This window comes from uncultured Salinicola sp., from assembly GCF_937921195.1.
In the GTDB taxonomy this organism is placed as follows: Bacteria; Pseudomonadota; Gammaproteobacteria; order Pseudomonadales; family Halomonadaceae; genus Salinicola.
Map to the genome: position 1 here is coordinate 1 of NZ_CALFQK010000172.1, position 20,364 is coordinate 20,364.

The window sequence follows — 20,364 nt, forward strand, 5'->3', positions numbered from 1 at the left end:
CTCGATCATGCCGGGCAAGGTCAATCCGGTGATCCCCGAGGCGGTCAACCAGGTGGCGTTCGAGGTGATCGGCAACGACCTGGCGCTGACCATGGCCGCCGAGGGCGGGCAGCTCCAGCTCAACGTGATGGAGCCGCTGATCGCCTACAAGCTGTTCGACTCCATCCGCCTGCTGACCCGCGCCATGCACATGCTGCGCGAACACTGCATCGACGGCATCACCGCCAACGAGGCGCACTGCCGCGAGATGGTCGAGAAGTCGATCGGGCTGGTCACCGCGCTCAACCCGCACATCGGCTACGACAACGCCACGCGCATCGCCAAGCAGGCGCTGGCGAGCGGACGCGGCGTGCTGGAGCTGGTGCTGGAGGAGAACCTGCTGGATGCCACCGCGCTCGCCGATATCCTGCGGCCGGAGAACATGATCGCGCCTGGGCTTGCGCCGCTGCGGGGGTAGATGAGTCACTAGAAAGTTAAGGTAGGAATGCATTCTGGTTGGCTCCAGTTTGGCATCTCGAGGTCTAGCCAGATGCGGTATCCGCTTGGTGGAGCCGTCGACCTCCGCGCCTGAAAACGAGATATGGTCGTCGTATGTCACATCCGGCTATCGATGGCGCCAGGAGGGTGTGGACGAGGCGTCTTGGTCTCAGTGATCTGTATAGAATGTTCCGCTTTCTATACAGGTCGCGTGATTCATGTCGAGATTTTGGCGTTTTCTCTATACGACGCGTAGACGTGTCGATAGCATCGACATGACCGCCGCGTCATGTCGATTTTTTTGAATACCGTGAACATGATCTGTCGGATGAGTCGATAGCATCGACACAAGCTAACTGGAACTGTCTCGAGAACTCCCTATGCCCTGGCAGCCCGACACGCCGTTCAACGACATTCCACGCTTGCCGCCAGAAGTCGGCGATATCGAGACGAGGGCCATCCTCAAAGCCTGTATCGAAGCGCGCGCGGCACTGGCCGAACTGAAACAGGCTGGCGAGCTGCTGCCGGATCAGGGGCTATTGATCAATCTGCTGCCAATGCTCGAGGCGCAGGACAGCTCCGAAATCGAGAACATCGTCACCACGACCGACAAGCTGTTCCAGTTTGCCGAAGAAGATACACTCGCCGACCCGGCGACAAGGGAAGCATTACGCTATCGGACGGCGCTCCATGACGGCGTCCGCCAGATCCAATCCCGCCCGCTGACCGTCGGCACTGCTGAAATCATTTGCACAACGCTCAAGGGCATCGAGATGAGTGTCCGCAGGGTGACGGGTACGACGCTCAGCAATCAGCGCACCGGCGAAGTCATCTATACGCCTCCCGTCGGCGAGCCGTTGCTTCGTGATCTGTTGGGGAACTGGGAACAGTTTCTGCACGTCGAAGATGATCTCGACCCCTTAGTCAGAATGGCGATCGCGCACTATCAGTTCGAGGCCATCCACCCGTTTCTGGATGGCAACGGCCGTACCGGACGTATTCTCAATATCTTGTTTCTCATCGAACGCAACCTGCTGACGCTGCCGAGCCTCTATCTGAGCCGCTATATCGTCCGCCACAAGAGCGACTACTACCGCCTGCTGCTGTCCGTTTCCGCCGGCGACGATTGGGAGCCCTGGATTCTGTTCATGTTGAAGGCAGTCGAGCAGACGGCACGCTGGACGACGGCAAAAATCGCGGCGATTCGGCGCCTGATGGGCGAGACGCGCGATCATATTCAAAAGGCGCTACCCAAGCTCTACAGCCACGCGCTGGTACAGCTGATTTTCGAACAGCCGTATTGCCGTATCGGCAATCTCGTCGAGCGCGACATCGCCAAACGCCAGACCGCGTCTGTCTATCTCAAGCAGTTGGTGGAAATCGGCGTGTTGGAAGCGAGGCAGGCCGGAAAAGAACGGCTTTTTATCAATGCACCGCTCATGGCGCTGATGCGGGACGACGGATAGCCGTTGCCTGAAAGTCAGCGCGTCGCCAATGCTGCCGAGCGCCGGCGACACGCCAGTCAGCGCGGGGCGGAGGTTGAGCGCTACCAGCAGCAGCGCGACAAGCGTCAGAATGTCCCGGCGGGGCATCGCGGAAGTCGCTAAGAGGCCATCCTTGGAAATCGAAAGGTATTCCTTCACGGCGGCAAAGCCAAGGACACAAAGGTTGCCGATCACAGCCAGAATCGGGATGGTTTTACGTCGATAGTCGAGGGTTGGTAGTGGTTTTGACTTCAGAGACGGGCTCTGGGCGTCGTGATGTGCTGTTAAGCGTTCAAGGGGTGGAGTTAGTGCTAGGAAGGCGAAGGCCCGCTATTGTCCAACGGGAGTATCGGAATTTGAAATAGGGGTGTTCGTTATTTCAACTTGGGACATAAAATGAAATAGTCTCGCAATATGCGTTAACTTCGAGGCAAGGCGAATGTATCGCGACTTGACCGGTCACCATCTTCCCAGCATCGCTGGCAGCATTATTTGTCAGGCGTTCGTGCCGACGCCGTTGCTGCCCAAAGCACAGTTGTTTCTCTATCTCGCGCTCAGATTGCTGAGGCTGGATACAGAACCTGCCACCAAGGAGTAGCAAGATCAGCAGATCGTGCTTCTCAACAGGAGGGGGTGCCATAAAGATCATGGATAGGCTGTCCTGGGACCTTAGTAGGTGCGCCCAGCAGATAAGCGAAACTGAAAGCCTCGTTCTTGACCCCGTCGAGATCCGGCTGATTGCTGAAGGTAGGCTCGAAAGGCTTGCCGATTTTGCGGCGTCCTCTCGCGTGCATGCTGTCGACCCAAAGGGCGACACGTCGCTCCATCTTGCGGCGCGCAAAGGAAATCTTGCTGTTTGCGATCTCTTAATTCGGTCGGGTGCTGACCCTAGGGCACTGAATCATGACTGGCAGACACCCGCTGACGTGGCATTTGCCGAAGGCAACCGCTTGGCCGCACAACTCCTCTTGGCCGCACAACTCCTCTCCTCGCTTGTTGCGACTTCACTGGCGACGGCCAGCGAGCACGATGATATATCGGAGATCGACACGGCCCTGGGCGGAACTGACGCGGGGTTAGAGCATGGTTTCGATATGGTTAGAGAGATTGAGTCGGATGATACGACCGACGACCCTGATGACATCCTGAGTTTTGAGGCCGAGGCAGAGCCTGAGGAATTCTTCGACCAACATACAGGGGAAACTGCGTCGGGGGAGTTCATTGCGCTCGTCAGCTCGGCATCTGTAGTTTCCGACGAACAGGACGGGGATTGGCATTTAGACCTTTCTCCCGCGCCGATTGCCGGAGAGGGGATTGGCGCCAGCGCCGCAATACAAGCGGATCACGGTGCAGAACATGACTTTCTCAAGGTTCGCAACCGCGGTCGGAAATCACTTAAGCGCGCTGTCATTCAGAGCGGAACGCGGCTTTCGATCGATCCGAAGATCTGCATCAGCTGGGCACAAGAAATATTGGCAAAGGGCTGGTGCTCTATTGATGATGTCGACCAGTTAATTTTCCTCTGCGAAGGTAATGGTGACCTCGACGAACTACGCATCAACCTTCAGCGCACTTTGGAAAGTGCGGGTTTTGACTTTATCGGTCAAGCCCAGGAGTACGAAGCTGGGCTTTGGAATGCCAGATCAATCGTATTGCCTATGGAGCTTGCTGAAGCGATTGAGGCGACCCTGACTCGCAAGACGAGTTTTCCAGGAACGCAACGCTTCGTGATGGATAGGGCAAACGAACTGCAGCTATTAGAACCAATGGTTCGTGCGAAGCAGGAACTCCAATTGGAAATTCTTACTTCCGAAATTGTCGTCGAAATGATCGTCGATGTCCTAGACAGCATCCGCGACGGGACCCGGGAACCCGGTTCGGTTTCGTTGCGGACAATCATTCCGTTGCGCCCCGATCACACCGAAACGGCCGAGGTGATGTCAGCTGTTGAAGCCTTGAGGTCTTGGCAAGCCAATGGTCGCGTAATGGATGGAAAACAGCGACGAGAAGCACTTGCGGCGCTTGAGGCCCTAGACCTTTCTCTTGTGTTCCACAAAGAGTTAGTTCGATCTTTCAAGAAAGGAAGGGAGAGCGTCGATCATTCAATCCGGTTGGGCGAGCTGATTTCAAGGTACGAAGCAGCCAACGAGCGGTTAATTATTGAGCACCTTGCCTATGCGCGGCGTTTCTCAGCAAGGAATGTGGAGGACGGTGAGGACCCGGAAGATGTTTTTCAGGTGGCTTTTACGGGCTTGCAGCGCTCGACGAGGCGCTTTGACCCGACGCGTGGGACCAGATTCGTAATCTATTGTACTTTCTGGATGAAGCAGGCGCTGAACAGATGGCGTGCAGACGAGGGTGCTTCTATCCGTGTCCCTGTGCACAGGCATGAAAATCTCGTGAACCTTGATTGTGCGTTCAAAAATCTGGACATTTGGGCGAATGGCAGGGTTTCCGACAATGAACTCGCTGCGGAGCTGGAATGGACACTTGATGAAGTGCGGCAGTTCCGCAGCATCCCCCGCGAGGCCGAGTATCCCGACAGCATTGATGACTGGGACGATCTGCTGCCCGAGCCTGCGGAAGAGGATGTATTCGATCAGGCTGAAACAGAAGCGATTGTCACGGATATTCTTGCCGAGCTGCAAGAGCGTCAGGCAGACGTAATCCGAATGCGCTTTGGCATCGGATGTGATACCCAAATGACCCTGGAAGAGATCGCTCAGCTCTATGGACTTACGCGAGAGCGTATCCGCCAGATTGAAGCCAAGGGACTCGGCCGCCTGTCCCTTCCGGGACGCAAGCGTCGCCTTCGAGAACTGCTGGGAATGTGATGGCATGAGTGTACGGAATGCTCCTCCTCATGCGGGGGCGATGCTCGAGTCTCTGCGGGGCCTCGGTTATGCGCCTGCGACCGCACTTGCCGATCTGATCGACAATTCGATCTCGGCGAATTCGCGAGAGGTATCTATTCATCTAGAGTGGGCCGGTCCGGAAAGTTGGGTGCGGGTCGTCGACGACGGCGATGGCATGGACGATAGAACCCTTGAGACTGGCATGCGGCTCGGTGCACGCGATCCGAAGGCTGAACGCGCTGCCAGCGACTTGGGGCGCTTTGGGCTGGGATTGAAGACAGCAAGCTTCTCGCAGGCTCGGCGACTGACCGTGGCTAGTCGGAAGAACGGCGGGCCGGTCGTGTGCCTGCGCTGGGATCTCTCTCTTGTTGGTCAAGAACCAGGTACAGAATGGCCACTCTTTGAAGGCCCTGCGCCGGGGTCAGAGCATCTGATTGCGCCACTTGTGAAGATGGAACACGGCACGATCGTGCTTTGGGAAAACCTTGACCGTATCGTGACCGATGGGTTTAACGCCACAGACATGATCGAGCTTGTTGATCGTATCGAGGCGCACCTTGCGATGACCTTTCATCGCTTTCTTGACGGCCCGCAGCCCGACCTTCGCCTTCTGCTCAATAGTAGAGAAGTGAAGCCTTGGGATCCGTATCTTGTGGGGCACCCCGGCAAGGCACTCGAAAGCCCCGTGTATCGGATCCTCCACACCACTGGTGTGACAGCTCAAGGCCATGTCCTTCCTCATCGCGACATGCTCAAGCCCGCCGAGCAGGAAGTCGCAGCGGGGCCTGGAGGATGGACGCAGCAGGAGGGTTTCTATGTCTACCGCAACAAGCGCCTCCTTCTCGCGGGAAGTTGGCTGGGCCTCGGCGACGGCGGTAAGCCATGGTCGTGCGATGAAGCCCACAGGCTTGCCCGCATCCGGCTCGACATACCGAACAGCGCTGACGCCGATTGGAAGATCAATGTCCTGAAATCGACGGCCAGTCCACCAGTAAGGCTGCGCTCTCAGCTCCATCGTTTGGCATCGGAAGCACGCGACACGGCGAGACGGGTTTTCGCCCACCGTGGGTATATCACCCCAGCTTCTGGAACGCGCTCGAGCGCGGTAGCAGGGGCTTGGCAGGTGAGGCGTTCGGTACAAGGGACATCCTACCGGATTGCCCGTGACCACGACCTCGTTGCCTCGATCCTTAATCGCGCCGGTCCGGTCAAGTCCGATATTCTTTCTCTTCTCAGGCTCATCGAGGAGACCGTTCCTGTTCAGCGTATTTGGCTGGATACGACGGAAGATAAGGAAACGCCAAGGACAGGTTTCGTCGGAGCGCCCGACAACGAAGTTATGGAGACGCTGTCCTCTATGTTTGAAGCGCTGGTGACGTTTCGCGGACTTAGCCCGACCGAGGCGCGCGAACGGCTCGGTCGCACGCCCCCATTTGATCGACATCTCGATCTGGTTTCAGCCCTTGAGGTAAAAGACAGGCAATGACGATTTTAAACCAGAAGGCCTTCGATTCAATCCTTTCCATCGCGCAGAACATGCTCCGACTTGCGGCGGAGCGTGCCCAGAGTTCCGTCACCCCGGAGATGATCGAGAAGGAGCTCAACAAGCTCACAATCATGATGGAAGAGGACTTTGCCCTTGTTGATCGGGATGCACTTGTAGACGAGCTGATCCGTCGATCAAGCCGCACCGTGGGTGACAACGCTACGCTATCCAGCGGTGAGGACCATATTGCTTGGCTCGATGCGGAAAGGAAGAAAGGCTGGACGTACTGGCAGCGCTACTCCGAATACATGGAGACACGCATCCCTTGGACGGCCCTCGACGCCCTAGACGTGGCAACGGATGAAGTCCTGTCGCAACTCGAGGACCCGATCCGGGAAGGCGCATGGGATCGTCGCGGTCTGGTCGTAGGTCATGTTCAGTCGGGAAAAACCGGCAATTATACCGGACTGATCTGCAAAGCCGCCGACGCCGGTTACAAGATCATCATCGTGTTGGCTGGCCTGCACAACAACCTCAGAGCCCAGACCCAGATCCGCCTCGATGAGGGCTTTCTTGGCTTTGCCACTATCGCTGACGCTGAAGAGCTTCCAGCAGTAGGGGTGGGACTGATCGACAAGGACATGTCGGTCCGTCCCAACGCTGCAACCAATCGCAGCGACAAGGGCGACTTCAATACGGCCGTTGCGGCGAAGATGAACATAAGCCCGGAGCAGCGACCATGGTTGTTCGTGGTCAAGAAGAACAAGACGGTGCTGGAGCGCCTGCTGCACTGGATCCGCAACCGTGTCGCCAATCACATCGACCCCGAAACAGGTCGTAAACTCGTCACCAACCTGCCTCTCATGGTTATCGACGACGAGTCCGATCACGGATCTGTCGATACGGGCGAAGATATCGTAGACGAGTTCGGCATACCGGATCTCGAACACGAACCCAAGACTATCAACAGATTGATCCGGTCAATACTCCACCACTTCTCGCGAAAAGCATATGTCGGCTACACGGCGACGCCTTTCGCAAACATCTTCATTCATGACCGTGGGGAGACTCAGGAGCACGGACCGGACCTCTTCCCCGCAGCCTTTATCACCAGCCTTGCGGCGCCATCGAATTATGTCGGACCGGGTCGTGTCTTCGGATCAGCTTCCAGCACGCCGGAAGACCTGCCTCTGGTGCGCCCGCTGTCGGACGATGAGTTCCAGCCGTGGATGCCGACACGACATAAGAACGGCTACCGGCCGCGATGGCGGGGGGGGGACCGTGTGCCGGACTCGCTCGCAGAAGCGATCCGCTCCTTCGTCTACGCCTGTGCCGTGAGGAAGCTGCGCGGACAGGGCAGCAAACACTCCTCGATGCTCATCCACGTTACCCGCTTTACCTCGGTACAGAACGCTGTCGTCAACCAAGTCGCAGAGTACGTGCGAGATCTGAAGGGCCGCTACAACCGCGGCATCGAGCTCGAGAACCTCGAGGCGTCCATGCGCAAGGAATATGAAAAGACCTTCCTGCCAGGCATGAAGGGAATCCGCTCTGCCCTCGTCGAAGGAGAAACGCTAGAGGACTTCTCGTGGGCGGACATTCGTGGCGTCCTCCCCGACGTCCTATCAGACATTCGCGTGCGCGAAATCAACGGGACGGCCAAGGATGCACTCGACTACGCCGAAAATGATGCCACTGGCCTCAAGGTGATTGCCATCGGCGGTGACAAGCTGGCGCGTGGTCTGACGCTCGAGGGTCTCTGCACGAGCTACTTCCTTCGAACCGCACGTATGTACGACACACTCATGCAGATGGGGCGATGGTTCGGCTACCGCGACGGCTACCTCGATGTCTGTCGCCTCTACACATCGCAGGAAATGGTGGAGTGGTTCGGCCACATCGCCGATGCGGCCGAAGAGCTGCGCCAGGAGTTCGACAACATGGTCGCGGCTGGCGCCACGCCAAAACAGTTTGGTCTCCGGGTGAAATCGCATTCCGTGCTGACGGTGACCTCTCGGGCCAAGATGAGAAACGCTCGCGCGATGCAGCTGACCTATTCGGGCGATCTTCTGCAGACCATCGTGTTTCCCAACCGCAAGGAAGACATCACTGCAAACTTCAATGCCACGGATCGGTTCATCAGCACGTTAGGTCCATCGACCGATCTGAACGATCAGTATTTCCTTCCACAAGGTCAGAAGTGGAACGGTCACCTTTGGCGGGATGTGTCAGCCCTGAACGTCATTTCGTTCCTGCGGGACTACAGGACCCACTCCGCCAGCTTCCGGATCATGAGTCCGCTGATCGCGGACTTCATCGAGGAGATGAACAAGGATCGTGAGCTGACGAACTGGACGGTCGCACTGATCGGGAAGGACAGCGGCCCGGACGACAAGCACCGCACGGTAGGTGGTTGTTCGGTCAACATGCTCCAGCGCAAGCGCACGACCGAACATGCGGATCGATACTCGATCAAGACCCTGATCTCGCCTCGCGATCAAGCAATCGATCTGACGGAAGCGGAATGGAAGGCTGCACTGGAGCTCAGCCGGAAAACGTGGCGCAACGACACCGATCGCAACGAGGGCAAGGAGCCTCCATCAGAGCCGAGAGGTCCCCAGATCCGTCACGTTCTCGGGGAAGGCGACACCGAAGCAGGCGTCCGGGCTCGCCGGGAGCGTGGTCTCCTGATGCTCTATCTGCTCGATCCCGAGAGTGCCGGCGTCGATGAACTGAAGAATGCCGATCCGGTCGTCGCCTGGGCAATCAGTTTTCCGTCAAGCACTTCCGAGAGAAGGGTGTCCAACTCGAGGTACATCGCCAACAGCGTACTGTGGGGGGGCCTCAATGAGTGGGTGGACTGAAGAAGGACTCGCACGTGCGTGGCGAGCGCTTGCACGTCAGGAAGCGGCGGAAGATTGGCGATTTGTGCATCTCACCGATATGGGCGCCGTCTCGGTCGAGGCGGGGTGTCACTTCCCCCTCGGACGGGAAGCCTTGATCGTTTCCTTTCCCGGATCGTGGCCGGTGAACCCGGCAAGGCTTCCTGAGGGCAAGGGCTTCGACGTCTCCTGCATTGAGGGTCAGTCCGTATTCACAGGCAAGACGGCGATTGCTCTCGTCAGGCGGCCGGAGGGCTCCCCCGACATCTTCGCCATCATGGTCGTGGATGTCTTGAGAACTCTGGATACAGCAGCCAACAGCGCGGGCCGCGATGTTATGGAGACCTTCCTCGAACGGGTCAGGGAATGGCAGGCTTTCATGGCCCGAACGCACCGTCCTCTTTCGTCCGATGCGCAGATCGGCCTGCTCGGCGAACTCTGGATGCTCAGGCTGCTCACGGACACCTCCCTCGGAGCCGGTGCTCTCGACTGCTGGCAGGGGCCGTTGCGGGCGGCTCAAGACTTTCACGTTCGGGATGGCGCGATAGAGGTGAAGAGCACGGTCCGGACCGGCAGCTTCCTCGCACGGATCAACAGCATCGAACAGCTGGATGGTGACCGGGAGCCCAACTTCCTGTGCGCCTTTCGCTTCGAGGAGAATACCGATGGGATCTCGCTCGTAGATCTTGTGACTGAACTCCGAGAGAGGTTCGGACTGGCCGGAGTGCAACGCGGGTTCGAAGCGCTGCTCATGGTGATGGGGTACCTCGACGAGCATGCAGCGCTCTACGGGCGCACACTTACATTGAAGGACGCAAGGGCGTTCCGCGCGGAAGGTGACATGCCGCGTCTCACGCGCGCTGCGCTTCCAGCTGCCATCCGCTCAGCTGCCTATTTGCTCGACCTCGACGCGCTCGAAGCCCCCTCGATCGGACTTTCGGAGTTGATCAACGAATTTGGACTGGATTGACATGAGCCTCGACGATTTTCACCGCAACTTTCGTTCCGATCTGCAGACCATCATCGCCGAGCGCGTAGAGGCCGGCGAAGGCCCATTTCCTTCGGATGAGCTCGTTTTTGCGGAAATGGTCATGGAGCATGTTGAAGAAACCGGGATCTGCGAGGCACCAACCGTTTGCCACTGGAGCGGCAAGGTCGGCAACGCGAAACTCCGCATTACGGGCTATGCGCTCAGCTCCGATGAAACAGCTCTCGACCTCTTCGTGACCCACTATTTCGGGACAGAAGAACTGAGCGATCTCAGGGACTCGGATGCCACCGCAACCGCAAGCGAAGGCGTTCGCTTTCTGTTTCGAGCGGCAAGCGGCAACCTCGATGCAAAGATCGATCCGACGCATCCGGTCAGGGATCTGGTTGCGACCATTCGTTCTCACTGGGGCGACATCGACCGACTTCGTGTGTTCGTGATTACCGATGGCCGAACCAAGAACAAACGCTTCTCGAATAAGGAAGTTCACCAGAAGATAGTGGCCGTCGAAGCCATGGATATGGAACGGCTGTTTAGGCATACCGAAGGCAAGCCGCGGGATGAACTCGCTGTCAGTCTCGTTCAATCGATCGGTCGCCTCCTCCCCTGCGTCCATGTCCCAGACCCTGATGCGGACTACGAGTACGTCCTGACAGCAATTCCGGGGCAGCTCATCCGCGATCTCTACCTGCGGTTCGGTACCCGGCTCCTCGAGGCCAACGTCCGGACTTTCCTCGGCGCCAAGCGCGCAGTTAATAAAGGAATCGTGGAAACACTCCGAAAGGAGCCGGAACATTTCTTGGCTTTCAACAATGGGCTGGTTCTTGTCTGCGACGAGGCCTCATTCGAGCGAACTGACGAAGGGAGTCTGGGCCTTGCCTTCATAAAGGGGCTGCAGATCGTGAATGGTGGACAGACAACTTCATCGATCTACTTCGCATCGCGTGATGATCGAACAATCGACCTTAGCCACGTCATGGTTCCCGCCAAGATCATCATCCTAAAGGGCTCACAGGACGAAGCTCGCGAGAGCCTGATAAGCAATGTCTCACGCTACGCGAACAGCCAGAATGCCGTGAAAGTATCGGATCTTTCGGCAAACCGGCCGTTCCATGTACAACTCGAAAAGCTTGCAAACGACATTTGGTGCCCGGATGGTGTGACCCGCTGGTTCTATGAGCGTGCTGCCGGCGCGTATAACGTCATGCTGCTTAGGGAGGGGACCACACCGGCCAAGCGGAGGAAACTGCAGACAATGGTCGGGCCCCGTCGCAAGCTAACAAAGAACGACGTCGTCAAATATCATGAGGCTTGGCGCGGTAAGCCCTACAACGTGGCTCTCGGTGGTGAGAAGAACTTCGCTGCTTTCATGGCCGCCCTCGATGATGACCCGTCGATCGTCCCGAATCCGCTCGACGCTCGATGGTATCGGACGATGATTGCCAAAGTCATTTTGTTCAAGGCAATCGAGAGCATGATCAAGACAAAAGATGCAAAAGCTATCTTTCGTCAAGGGTATGTGAACATTGCTACTTATGTTGTTGCAATTGTCGCAGATCGTCTTGGAGACAAACTCGACCTTGAACAGATATGGAGAAACCAAACCATCTCCACAAGCCTTCGTAATCTGCTCTGGGATTGGGCCATAATTGTGAACGCGGAGTTCAATAGAATCGCTCCTGGTCAGCAGTTTTCTGAGGTCGCAAAACGCGCAGATACATGGGCAAAGATGAGGAACGCTGAGTTTTCAAGGCCGCCTAGTTATCTTCAGGAGCTGCGTAGCTTATGATGTGAAAATTAAGCTTGAGATTCACATATAATGTCCAAAAAAACAGGCGGGGCGGCAAAATAAGTCATGTTTAACAAGAAGATTTCCTGTTCCACTTGATGCGGATACGTATCAAATCGAACTGATGCGTGATATGTCTTGGTCATGGTTTTTACGTATCAATTCTAGCGCGCTTGCTACTTGGTTAGCTATAAGACGAGCCAGTAGGGGCGGTACTGCATTGCCTACCTGAACATACTGTTGGGTGCGGTTTCCCTCAAAATAGTAGTCATCCGGAAAGGTTTGAAGCCTTGCGGCCTCTCGCACGGTTAAGCTTCTGCATTGACTCGGATCGTAGTGGATGAAGTAATGTCCGTCCTTTGAAATGTGGCTAGTTATGGTCTTGGACGGTTGGTTTTCCAGTATGACACTGAATCTATCGGCAAATTTGCCAGACTTCCAGTTTGCATGGCTAGGAGTAAGGGAGTCGAGATAGATTTCCTGACTGCCCTTCGGTGCACGCCCTGTGACCTTGGCAAAAGAGGCACAATAGAGATACCTGGCTAGGTCCTGTTCCATATGGGCCCGTGTTTCATGGTTGTACCAAGGGCCCTTTTTATTGGGAGCCTGAGAGCCGTGGTACCACTTGCCTAGCCTGTTGGTAGGCCGGATGAGCCTAATGACGGACTCGGAGCTGGGTTTCCTTTTCAGCTCCATGGCCGGTTTGTTAGAGATTCTGCGCAATTCCTCAACAATGAGTTTTCTGTCGGTCGCTTTGACGTGCTCACTGCTATGGACAGTGAGCTCGTCTGCAATCCTGGTTGCTAGGTGTTTGATGATGTCGCACCAAGCTTCATCCGAGTCCTGTTGACGGCTCAGTCCGCTGCGCAGCATGGGAAGCTCGGCAAGCACATCGGCTGCGGTTACCTGCTCATCCAACCCGGCTTTCGGGATTTTTAGAATATCGGCGAGAGTTGGAGCGCCTAAATCTTGCACAATATTGTTCCTGACACCGACGAGAATCACTCTGTGCCGAGCTTGGGGAATGCCATGACGTTCGGCTCTTATGGTAAAAGCTCCATATTTGTCCTCTGCTAGGGGAGAAGATTCGAATAATGTTCCGCCATCCGGATAGTAGACATCGGAATTCTCAAGCGAAAAGATAGTGTATCCGTCCTTTGCGTATGAAGAAAACTCTGTTCCTTGAATCCCGGTAGCTGCAGCCGGATCACGTAGATCGCTGAGAATTTGACCAAATATTCTGTCTCGGCCGACCTTTGACGTAAGTATTCCTTTGACATTTTCCATGACAAAAATGGATGGCTGAAATCTTGCAATGATGTTCAGATATTCTTTGTACAGAAAATGTCGATCATCTTTTTCTGGTCGATAATCCTTGTTGCCGCGATTGCGAGAGCGACCTGCGAGAGAATAGGCTTGGCAAGGCGGGCCGCCTATCAGCACCCAGTCTTGTTCGGTGTCCAGCTCCTCTCCAAGGCGTTTTTCCAGGATTTCGTTTCCATCCTCGCTGCCCAGTGTCAGGCAGAGGGCCTCCTGACGAGCTTGCTCCCATAGATGTTGCGTACTCTCGTTTTCAGACGGATGAGTACCACCCTGAAGATAGCTATAATAGGTCGACATGCCGAGCTCACTGTCACGTAGTAGCCTGTAGAAAGCCCGCAGTGTCAGTGTGCGATGGGCAGAAGGCTCTTTCTCTACGGAGATCAGCGTCTGGAATGCCCGTGAACCATCGGACATTCGAATCGAATTGAAGCCTTCACCCAGCCCTCCGGGGCCGGCAAACAAATCAACTATCTGAATGGGCTTCATCATTTGTCAAATCTGCAACGTGTTAATTGAAATAATAGGGCGGAAGTGATGGCTGATATCGTTGATTCCCCGACTCGCTCCCGAATGATGCGGACGATTAAGGGACAGAACACTCATCCGGAAATCGTTCTGAGAAAGTATCTGCATGCCCGTGGATACCGCTTCAGGCTGCATCGGAAAGGCCTCTCCGGCTCTCCGGATATTGTTCTTCCTCGTCATAATCTGGTGATCTTTGTACACGGCTGTTTCTGGCATAGACATGCCAACTGTTTCTATACCACGATGCCGAAGACTAGGCCGTCTTTTTGGCAGGCCAAGTTTGAGGGCAATACTCGTCGTGATCGGACTGCATACGGAGCCTTGAATCAGGCGGGCTGGCGTATTCTTGTTGTATGGGAATGCGGTATCAAACATTGGCGCGAACAGATGTGCGACATTCCCGAGCTGATTCAGACAACCGATCAATATCATGAATGGCCTGCCAAACCTCCTAGAATGGGTAGAAAGCCGCGACAGACCTAACCATCTCGACCAAGGCATGATACCAAGTTATCTGGGTTGAGCTAGGAGTATCAAACACTCACTCCAGATTCTGAATCTGCTCCCGCATCTGCTCGATCAGCACCTTCAGTTCCACCGCGCAGCGGGTGGTATCGGCGACGATGGCCTTGGAGGAGAGGGTGTTGGCTTCGCGGTTGAGTTCCTGCATCAAAAAGTCGAGGCGCCGTCCGACCGGCCCTTTCTGCTTCAACTGACGTTCCACTTCGGTGACGTGGGTTTCCAGCCGGTCGAGTTCCTCGGCGACGTCGGCCTTGTGCGCCATCATCACCATTTCCGCTTCCAGCCGCTGCGGGTCGAGTTCGGTCTTGGCGGTTTCCAGTCGCTCCAGTAGCTGCGCGCGCTGGCGCTCGAGAATCAATGGCAGGTGTTCGCGCACCCGGTTGACCTGTTCGCGGGTGCCGCTCAGGCGCTCGCGAATCAGTTCCGCCAGGCGCTCGCCTTCGCGGGCGCGGCCGGCGTCCAGATCCCCGAGCGCCGCGTCGAACAGCTCGAGTGCGGCGGCCTTGACGCTCTCCAGGTCGAGACGCTGGGTGGCCATCACGCCGGGGTGAGCGAGCAGTTCCAGCGCGTTGGGCATCGGCGCTTCCGGCAATTGGGCGCGAATCCGCTCCAGCGCCTGGGAGAGCGCGGCGAGCTGATCGGCGTTGATCCCCGGCGCGGCGTTGTCTTCGGCTGGGTCGAAGCGCAGAGAGCATTCCACCTTGCCGCGGGCGAGACGCTGGCGCATGGCGTCGCGGAACTGCGGCTCGAGATCGCGCAGGGTATCGGGGAGGCGGAAGTGCGGCTCCAGGTAGCGCTGATTCACCGAGCGCAGTTCGAGCTGCAGGCTGCCCCAGTCGGCATCACGGGTCTGGCGTGAGAAGGCGGTCATGCTGTGGGGCATGGGAGTTCCTTGAATCGTCGAGCTGATCGATCGAGTGTAACCCATCCGTGAAGCCGTTGGCCGCCGCTCGCCGGCGGTGAATGTGCAGCCGAGCCGTGTAGAATGGCCGGCCTGCTGTGAAGCGTCGAAGGCGTGGCGCTTCTGTCATTGATGTTTTGGATCGAGAGGCTTTCATGCGCCCGAGTGGACGACAACCCGATCAGCCCCGCGAGGTCACGCTGACCCGCGGTTTTACCCGTCACGCCGAAGGCTCGGTGCTGGTGAGCTTCGGGGATACCCAGGTGCTGTGCAACGCCAGCGTCGAGGCCGGCGTGCCGCGCTGGCTGCGCGGCAAGAACCAGGGCTGGGTGACCGCCGAGTACGGCATGCTGCCGCGGGCGACCCACACCCGCGGCGGCCGTGAGGCGGCACGCGGCAAGCAGGGCGGGCGCACGCTGGAGATCCAGCGCCTGATCGGCCGCAGCTTGCGCGCGGCGGTGGATCTGAAGAAGCTCGGCGAGTTCACCATCACGGTGGACTGCGACGTGCTGCAGGCCGATGGCGGCACGCGTACCGCCTCGATCACCGGGGCCTGCGTGGCGCTGATCGAGGCGCTGCAGTACATGCAGCGCAAGAAGATGATCAAGACCGATCCGTTCCGTCAGCTGGTCAGCTCGATCTCGGTGGGCGTCTACAAGGGCACCCCGGTGCTCGATCTGGACTATCCGGAGGACAGCGCCGCGGACACCGACATGAACGTGGTGATGACCGAAGACGGCAAGCTGATCGAGGTGCAGGGCACGGCGGAGGCCGAGGCGTTCTCCCGCGCCGAGCTCAATAACATGCTCGACCTGGCCGAGAGCGGCTGCCGGGCGCTGTTTGCCAAGCAGCATGAGGCGCTGGGTATTCGCCGCTAGTTCGTTGTAGTGATGGCGGCCACCATGGCCGCCATTTCGGGTTTTCTCATCTTCATTCCCTCTAGTTTCTCTTTCTCTTCTCCCTTCTCCCTGTCGTTCCAGCAAGATCGCGTCCGGCTGCAGGGATGCGCACGTCGACTAGACTAAAGCCCAAAGCTATTGGGCAGAGAGGCAATTCTTGTCGTCATTGCCCGTCGTCCATGTCAGGGAGACAACTGTGGCCGAACCGACCATCGCGGATCTCATCATCGAGACGCTGGACCGCGCCGGCGTGCGTAACATCTGGGGCCTGCCGGGCGACTCGCTCAACGGCCTGACCGAGAGCCTGCGACGCCAGGAGCGGATTCGCTGGCGCGGCGTGCGTCACGAGGAGGTGGCGGCACTCGCCGCCAGCGCCGAGGCCGATGCCACCAAGCGGTTATCCGTCTGCGCCGGCTCCTGCGGCCCGGGCAACCTGCACCTGATCAACGGCCTGTACGAGGCCCAGCGCGCCAACGTGCCGATGCTGGCGATCGCCGCGCAGATCCCCTCCAGCGAGATTGGCCTGGGCTACTTCCAGGAGACCCACCCCGAGAACCTGTTCCGCGAGTGCAGCGACTACTGCGAGCTGGTGTCGTCGCCGGCGCAGATGCCGCGGGTGCTGGAAACCGCCATGAACGTGGCGATCACCCAGCGCAGCGTGGCGGTGGTCGTGATACCGGGGGATATCGCGCTGCAGCCGGCACCGGTCAAGGCCTCGAACTGGTCCGAGCCCGTGCGTGCCGTACCGGTGCCGCCGGAGCCGGCGCTCGACGAACTGGCCGAGCTGATCAACGGCGAGCAGCGCGTGGCGATCCTTGGCGGCTACGGCTGCGACGGTTATCACGATCAGGTCGTCGCCCTGGCAGAGCGGCTGAAGGCACCGGTGATCCATGCGCTGCGCGGCAAGCAGTCGCTGGAGTACGACAATCCCTATGATGTCGGCATGACCGGACTGATCGGCTTCAGCTCCGGATACCACGCGCTCAAGGATTGCGACTTCCTGTTGATGCTGGGGACCAACTTTCCCTATCGCGACTTCTTCCCCGAGCACGGCAGGATCGTCCAGATCGACGAACGTGGCCCGCACCTGGGCCGGCGCAGCCCGTTGCTGAAGGGGCTGGTGGGCGATATCGGCGCCACCCTCGAGGCGCTGCTGCCGCGTCTGGCCGAGAAGAGCGATCGCAGCTTTCTCGACGACGCCCAGAAGGATTATCGCAAGGCGCGCCAGGGGCTCGACGATCTCGCCGCGCCGCGAGACAGCGGCGAGCCGTTGCATCCGCAATACCTGACCGCGCGGATCAGCGAGCTGGCGGACAGCGACACCGTATTCACCTGCGACGTGGGCACGCCGACGGTGTGGGCGGCGCGATATCTGGCCATGAACGGCCAGCGGCGGCTGACCGGTTCGTTCATGCACGGCTCGATGGCCACGGCGGTCCCCCAGGCGATGGGCTGGCAAGCGGCGTTCCCGCAACGCCAGGTGGTGGCGCTGGCCGGCGATGGCGGCGTCAGCATGCTGATGGGCGATCTGATCACGCTGGTCGAGCACCAGCTACCGGTGAAGATCGTGGTCTACAACAACGAGACGCTGGGCTTCGTGGCGATGGAGATGAAGGCGGCGGGCTTCGTCGATGAAGTCACCAACCTGCCGGCGGCGGATTTTGCCAAGGTCGCCGAGTCGCTGGGCATGTTCAGCGTGCGCGTCGAGTCCTCGGATGCCATCGACGATGCCCTGCGTCTGGCGTTGGCGCATGACGGCCCGGCGCTGGTCGACGTGCGCACCGCCAAGCAGGAGCTGTCGATTCCGCCGCGCATCCAGGCCGAGCAGGCCAAGGGCTTCAGTCTCTATACCGTGCGCGCGGTGATGAGCGGTCGCGGTGACGAGGTGGTCGACCTGGCCAAGACCAACTGGCCGTGGCGGCGCAAGAAATAGTCAGTACCGCGTGGTGGGTGAATCGCGCGTCAGCAGCCCCGAGGCCAGCTGACGGAACGCGTCGGTGGCTCTGGCCAGCACGCCGGCATCGTCGCTGGCGGCAACCCAGAGCGCGGCGTTGAGTGCCGCGCCATTGATCAGCCGCGCTGCGGCTTCCACGTCCACCGGCTTGACGACCCCTTCCGCGATCAGCGCCTCCAGCGTCGTCATCGTCGCCAGCAGGCAGCGGTTCTGGCTCGGCCACTGGGAGGGATCTCCCAGCACCGCCGGGCCATCCAGCAGCACGATGCGCTGGATCTCCGGATCGCGCGCCAGCTCGATGTAGGCACCGCCCTCCGCCAGCAATCCCTCCCAGGCGTTCCTATGGCGCTGCCCGATCTCGTGGGCGCGAGCGGCCATCTCGCTGTCGAGCCGGTCGACGACGGCAGCGAGCAGACCCCGCTTGTCGCCGAAGTGATGGTAGAGCGCGCCACGGGTCAGGCCGGCGCGGGCAGTGAGCTCATCCATCGAGGCGCCGGCGTAGCCCTTCTCGGCGAAGGCCGCTCGTGCGGCATCGATCAACTTGGCGCGGGTCTCTTCCAGCATCTCGGCGCGACTGCGTCGGGCCATGGTGTCTCCTCTCTTCAAAGCGGACTTCACGGCCCAGAGAGTATCGCAGGGCAAAAATAAATGGCATACGCGGCGTATATTAATTTGACATACGCGGCGTATGCGTCATTAATATACGCTTCGTATGTCAATTCCCTGGCGCCCTCGCGCGTCGCACTCTCCCCAAGGAGTCAAACCATGTCGCAAGCTCAGCCTACCCAGTCGCCGCAGCCGGTCTTTCCGGCCAACCGTAGTGCACTCTACGAGAAGCACGGCTACTCGGCCGCGATTCGCTCCGGCGACCTGCTGTTCGTCTCCGGTCAGGTCGGGAGTCTGGAGGATGGCTCGCCGGAGCCCGATTTCGAACGCCAGGTCGCGCTCGCCTTCGACAACCTCAAGGCGGTGCTGGCCGCTGCCGGTTGCGGGCTGGAGGATCTCGTCGACGTCACCACCTTCCACACCGATCCGGAGCATCAGTTCGAGACGGTGCTGGCGGCCAAGTCGCGCCACTTCCCCGCGCCGCCCTATCCCAACTGGACCGCCGTGGGCGTGACCTGGCTGGCCGGGTTCGATTTCGAGATCAAGGTGGTGGCGCGAATTCCCAACAGCGGCTGATGCCCGCGGCCAGTCGCCCAGGGGGCGAGACGATCCGTCCGGCCAGGCCATGCCAGGGGAGAGAGGGGGTCAATGTGGCGAGCGTTCGAGGCGGTAGTCACGGGGCGCGACGCCCATCACTTTCTTGAACTGCCGGGAGAAGTAGTAGGGGTCCTCGTAACCCAGCCGGTTGGCCACCTGCGCGATGTTGAGATCGGTGACGTCGAGCAGATAGCAGGCACGGCTGATTTTCAGATGCTGGAACGCCTGCATCGGCGCCTGTCCGGTCAGGCGCTTGTATTCACGGATGAACTGAAATTGCGACAGGGCGCTGGTGGCCTCGACCAGTTGCGCCAGTTCGATGCGCTGGTGGATACGGGCCTGCAACCAGGCGTCGACCTGGGCCACGTCCAGCGGTGCGTGTCGTTCCCGATACTGATGCCGCAGCAGCGCCAGCAGTGACAGCAGGCTCTTGAGCCGGTTGGCGGCATGGATCAAGTGCGGGGCGCGAAAGCGGGTCGCGGTGGTGAGCAGCAGTTCCCACTCCTCGAGGATCCTGGAGTGCCTGCCGACACCGATGAGGAAGGTGTCGGCGTCTCCGAGAACGGCATCGAAGTAGGCATCGGCCTGGTGTCCGCCCAGATGGACCCAGTAGATGCTCCAGGGGTCGTGTGGATTGGCGCAGTAGCGATGGGCGACGGCCCGCCGGAGCAGCAGGATGTCCCCGGCGCCCACGGATACCTGGCGACCGTTCTGTTCTGCCGTGCCCGAGCCCGCCACGCAGTAGATCGCGAGATGATCCTTGGGAGCCCGGCGGTACATGTGATGACCGGCGGCCATGGGATAGTAGCCGACCCCGTGGGGCAGGCAGTCGCCACACAGCGGATGGTTCGATAGCGACATTATCAACGGATGCGGGATCACCACCCGGCGGCCGTCGATTGTCAGGGGCCAGTGCGATGTTTCAGCCAATGGGGTGACGTCGTCTTTCGTCTGATGGCGCAACATTGTCCATCTCCCGGCAATTTCCACCATCCTAGTGCCACTGCCAGCGTGATACCTATTAGCCATTGATCGTGCATAGCCGATCCGATCTTTCGTTAAAAAGCCTGAAAATC

The 20,364-nt window shown here is 58.8% G+C and carries 14 protein-coding genes and 1 pseudogene; 11 read left to right on the forward strand and 4 right to left on the reverse strand.

Annotated elements, in window-relative coordinates; translation table 11 throughout:
* From Q0602_RS20675 to Q0602_RS20705, 7 genes and pseudogenes are all read left to right on the forward strand, one after another.
* Positions 1 to 457 (forward strand): annotated as a pseudogene (locus Q0602_RS20675) (lyase family protein); the annotation flags it as partial.
* A gap of 400 nt (positions 458 to 857) precedes the next feature.
* Positions 858 to 1,943 (forward strand): protein adenylyltransferase Fic, encoded by a 1,086-nt coding sequence (gene fic, locus Q0602_RS20680; RefSeq protein ID WP_298847603.1) that lies wholly within the window; start codon positions 858 to 860, stop codon positions 1,941 to 1,943.
* Positions 1,944 to 2,608: 665 nt separating this feature from the next.
* Positions 2,609 to 4,795, forward strand: a complete 2,187-nt coding sequence (locus Q0602_RS20685; protein ID WP_298847605.1) for a sigma-70 family RNA polymerase sigma factor — start codon at positions 2,609 to 2,611, stop codon at positions 4,793 to 4,795.
* Between the two features lie 4 nt (positions 4,796 to 4,799).
* Positions 4,800 to 6,302, forward strand: coding sequence for an ATP-binding protein (locus tag Q0602_RS20690; RefSeq protein ID WP_298847607.1), 1,503 nt, complete (start codon positions 4,800 to 4,802; stop codon positions 6,300 to 6,302).
* Positions 6,299 to 9,166, forward strand: a complete 2,868-nt coding sequence (locus Q0602_RS20695) for a Z1 domain-containing protein (protein ID WP_298847608.1) — start codon at positions 6,299 to 6,301, stop codon at positions 9,164 to 9,166. Before Q0602_RS20690 ends, Q0602_RS20695 begins: the two co-directional genes overlap by 4 nt.
* Positions 9,150 to 10,154, forward strand: a complete 1,005-nt coding sequence (locus Q0602_RS20700; RefSeq protein WP_298847610.1) for a PD-(D/E)XK motif protein — start codon at positions 9,150 to 9,152, stop codon at positions 10,152 to 10,154. Before Q0602_RS20695 ends, Q0602_RS20700 begins: the two co-directional genes overlap by 17 nt.
* Position 10,155: 1 nt before the next feature.
* Positions 10,156 to 11,961, forward strand: coding sequence for an AIPR family protein (locus Q0602_RS20705; protein ID WP_298847612.1), 1,806 nt, complete (start codon positions 10,156 to 10,158; stop codon positions 11,959 to 11,961).
* 111 nt (positions 11,962 to 12,072) lie between these two features.
* Here Q0602_RS20705 and Q0602_RS20710 read toward each other — a convergent pair whose 3' ends face one another.
* Positions 12,073 to 13,773, reverse strand: coding sequence for a DNA cytosine methyltransferase (locus Q0602_RS20710; protein WP_298847615.1), 1,701 nt, complete (start codon positions 13,771 to 13,773; stop codon positions 12,073 to 12,075).
* A gap of 84 nt (positions 13,774 to 13,857) precedes the next feature.
* Here Q0602_RS20710 and Q0602_RS20715 point away from each other — a divergent pair, with 84 nt between their 5' ends.
* The gene (locus tag Q0602_RS20715) at positions 13,858 to 14,292 is read left to right on the forward strand and encodes a very short patch repair endonuclease (protein WP_298847699.1); all 435 of its coding nucleotides are present in this window, start codon (positions 13,858 to 13,860) and stop codon (positions 14,290 to 14,292) included.
* Between the two features lie 58 nt (positions 14,293 to 14,350).
* On the opposite strand, the gene Q0602_RS20720 is transcribed toward Q0602_RS20715, so the two are convergent.
* Positions 14,351 to 15,214 carry a YicC/YloC family endoribonuclease gene (locus Q0602_RS20720; protein WP_298847617.1) on the reverse strand — a complete coding sequence of 288 codons (864 nt, stop codon included), beginning with the start codon at positions 15,212 to 15,214 and terminating at the stop codon, positions 14,351 to 14,353.
* Positions 15,215 to 15,387: 173 nt separating this feature from the next.
* Here Q0602_RS20720 and rph point away from each other — a divergent pair, with 173 nt between their 5' ends.
* The gene (gene rph / locus Q0602_RS20725) at positions 15,388 to 16,110 is read left to right on the forward strand and encodes a ribonuclease PH (protein WP_298847619.1); all 723 of its coding nucleotides are present in this window, start codon (positions 15,388 to 15,390) and stop codon (positions 16,108 to 16,110) included.
* 217 nt (positions 16,111 to 16,327) lie between these two features.
* Positions 16,328 to 18,064 (forward strand): ubiquinone-dependent pyruvate dehydrogenase, encoded by a 1,737-nt coding sequence (gene poxB, locus Q0602_RS20730; protein WP_298847621.1) that lies wholly within the window; start codon positions 16,328 to 16,330, stop codon positions 18,062 to 18,064.
* Here poxB and Q0602_RS20735 read toward each other — a convergent pair whose 3' ends face one another.
* On the reverse strand, positions 18,065 to 18,673 hold the full coding sequence (locus Q0602_RS20735) for a TetR/AcrR family transcriptional regulator (protein WP_295036394.1): 609 nt from the start codon (positions 18,671 to 18,673) through the stop codon (positions 18,065 to 18,067). It lies immediately after the preceding gene.
* A 177-nt stretch (positions 18,674 to 18,850) separates the two neighbouring features.
* On the opposite strand from Q0602_RS20735, the gene Q0602_RS20740 reads away from it, so the two are divergent.
* A complete protein-coding gene (locus Q0602_RS20740) occupies positions 18,851 to 19,267 on the forward strand; it encodes a RidA family protein (protein ID WP_295036393.1) in 417 nt (138 codons plus the stop codon).
* A gap of 69 nt (positions 19,268 to 19,336) precedes the next feature.
* Here the strand turns inward: Q0602_RS20740 and Q0602_RS20745 are convergent, their stop codons facing one another.
* Positions 19,337 to 20,254 carry an AraC family transcriptional regulator gene (locus tag Q0602_RS20745; protein WP_298847624.1) on the reverse strand — a complete coding sequence of 306 codons (918 nt, stop codon included), beginning with the start codon at positions 20,252 to 20,254 and terminating at the stop codon, positions 19,337 to 19,339.
* Positions 20,255 to 20,364: the final 110 nt, after the last annotated feature.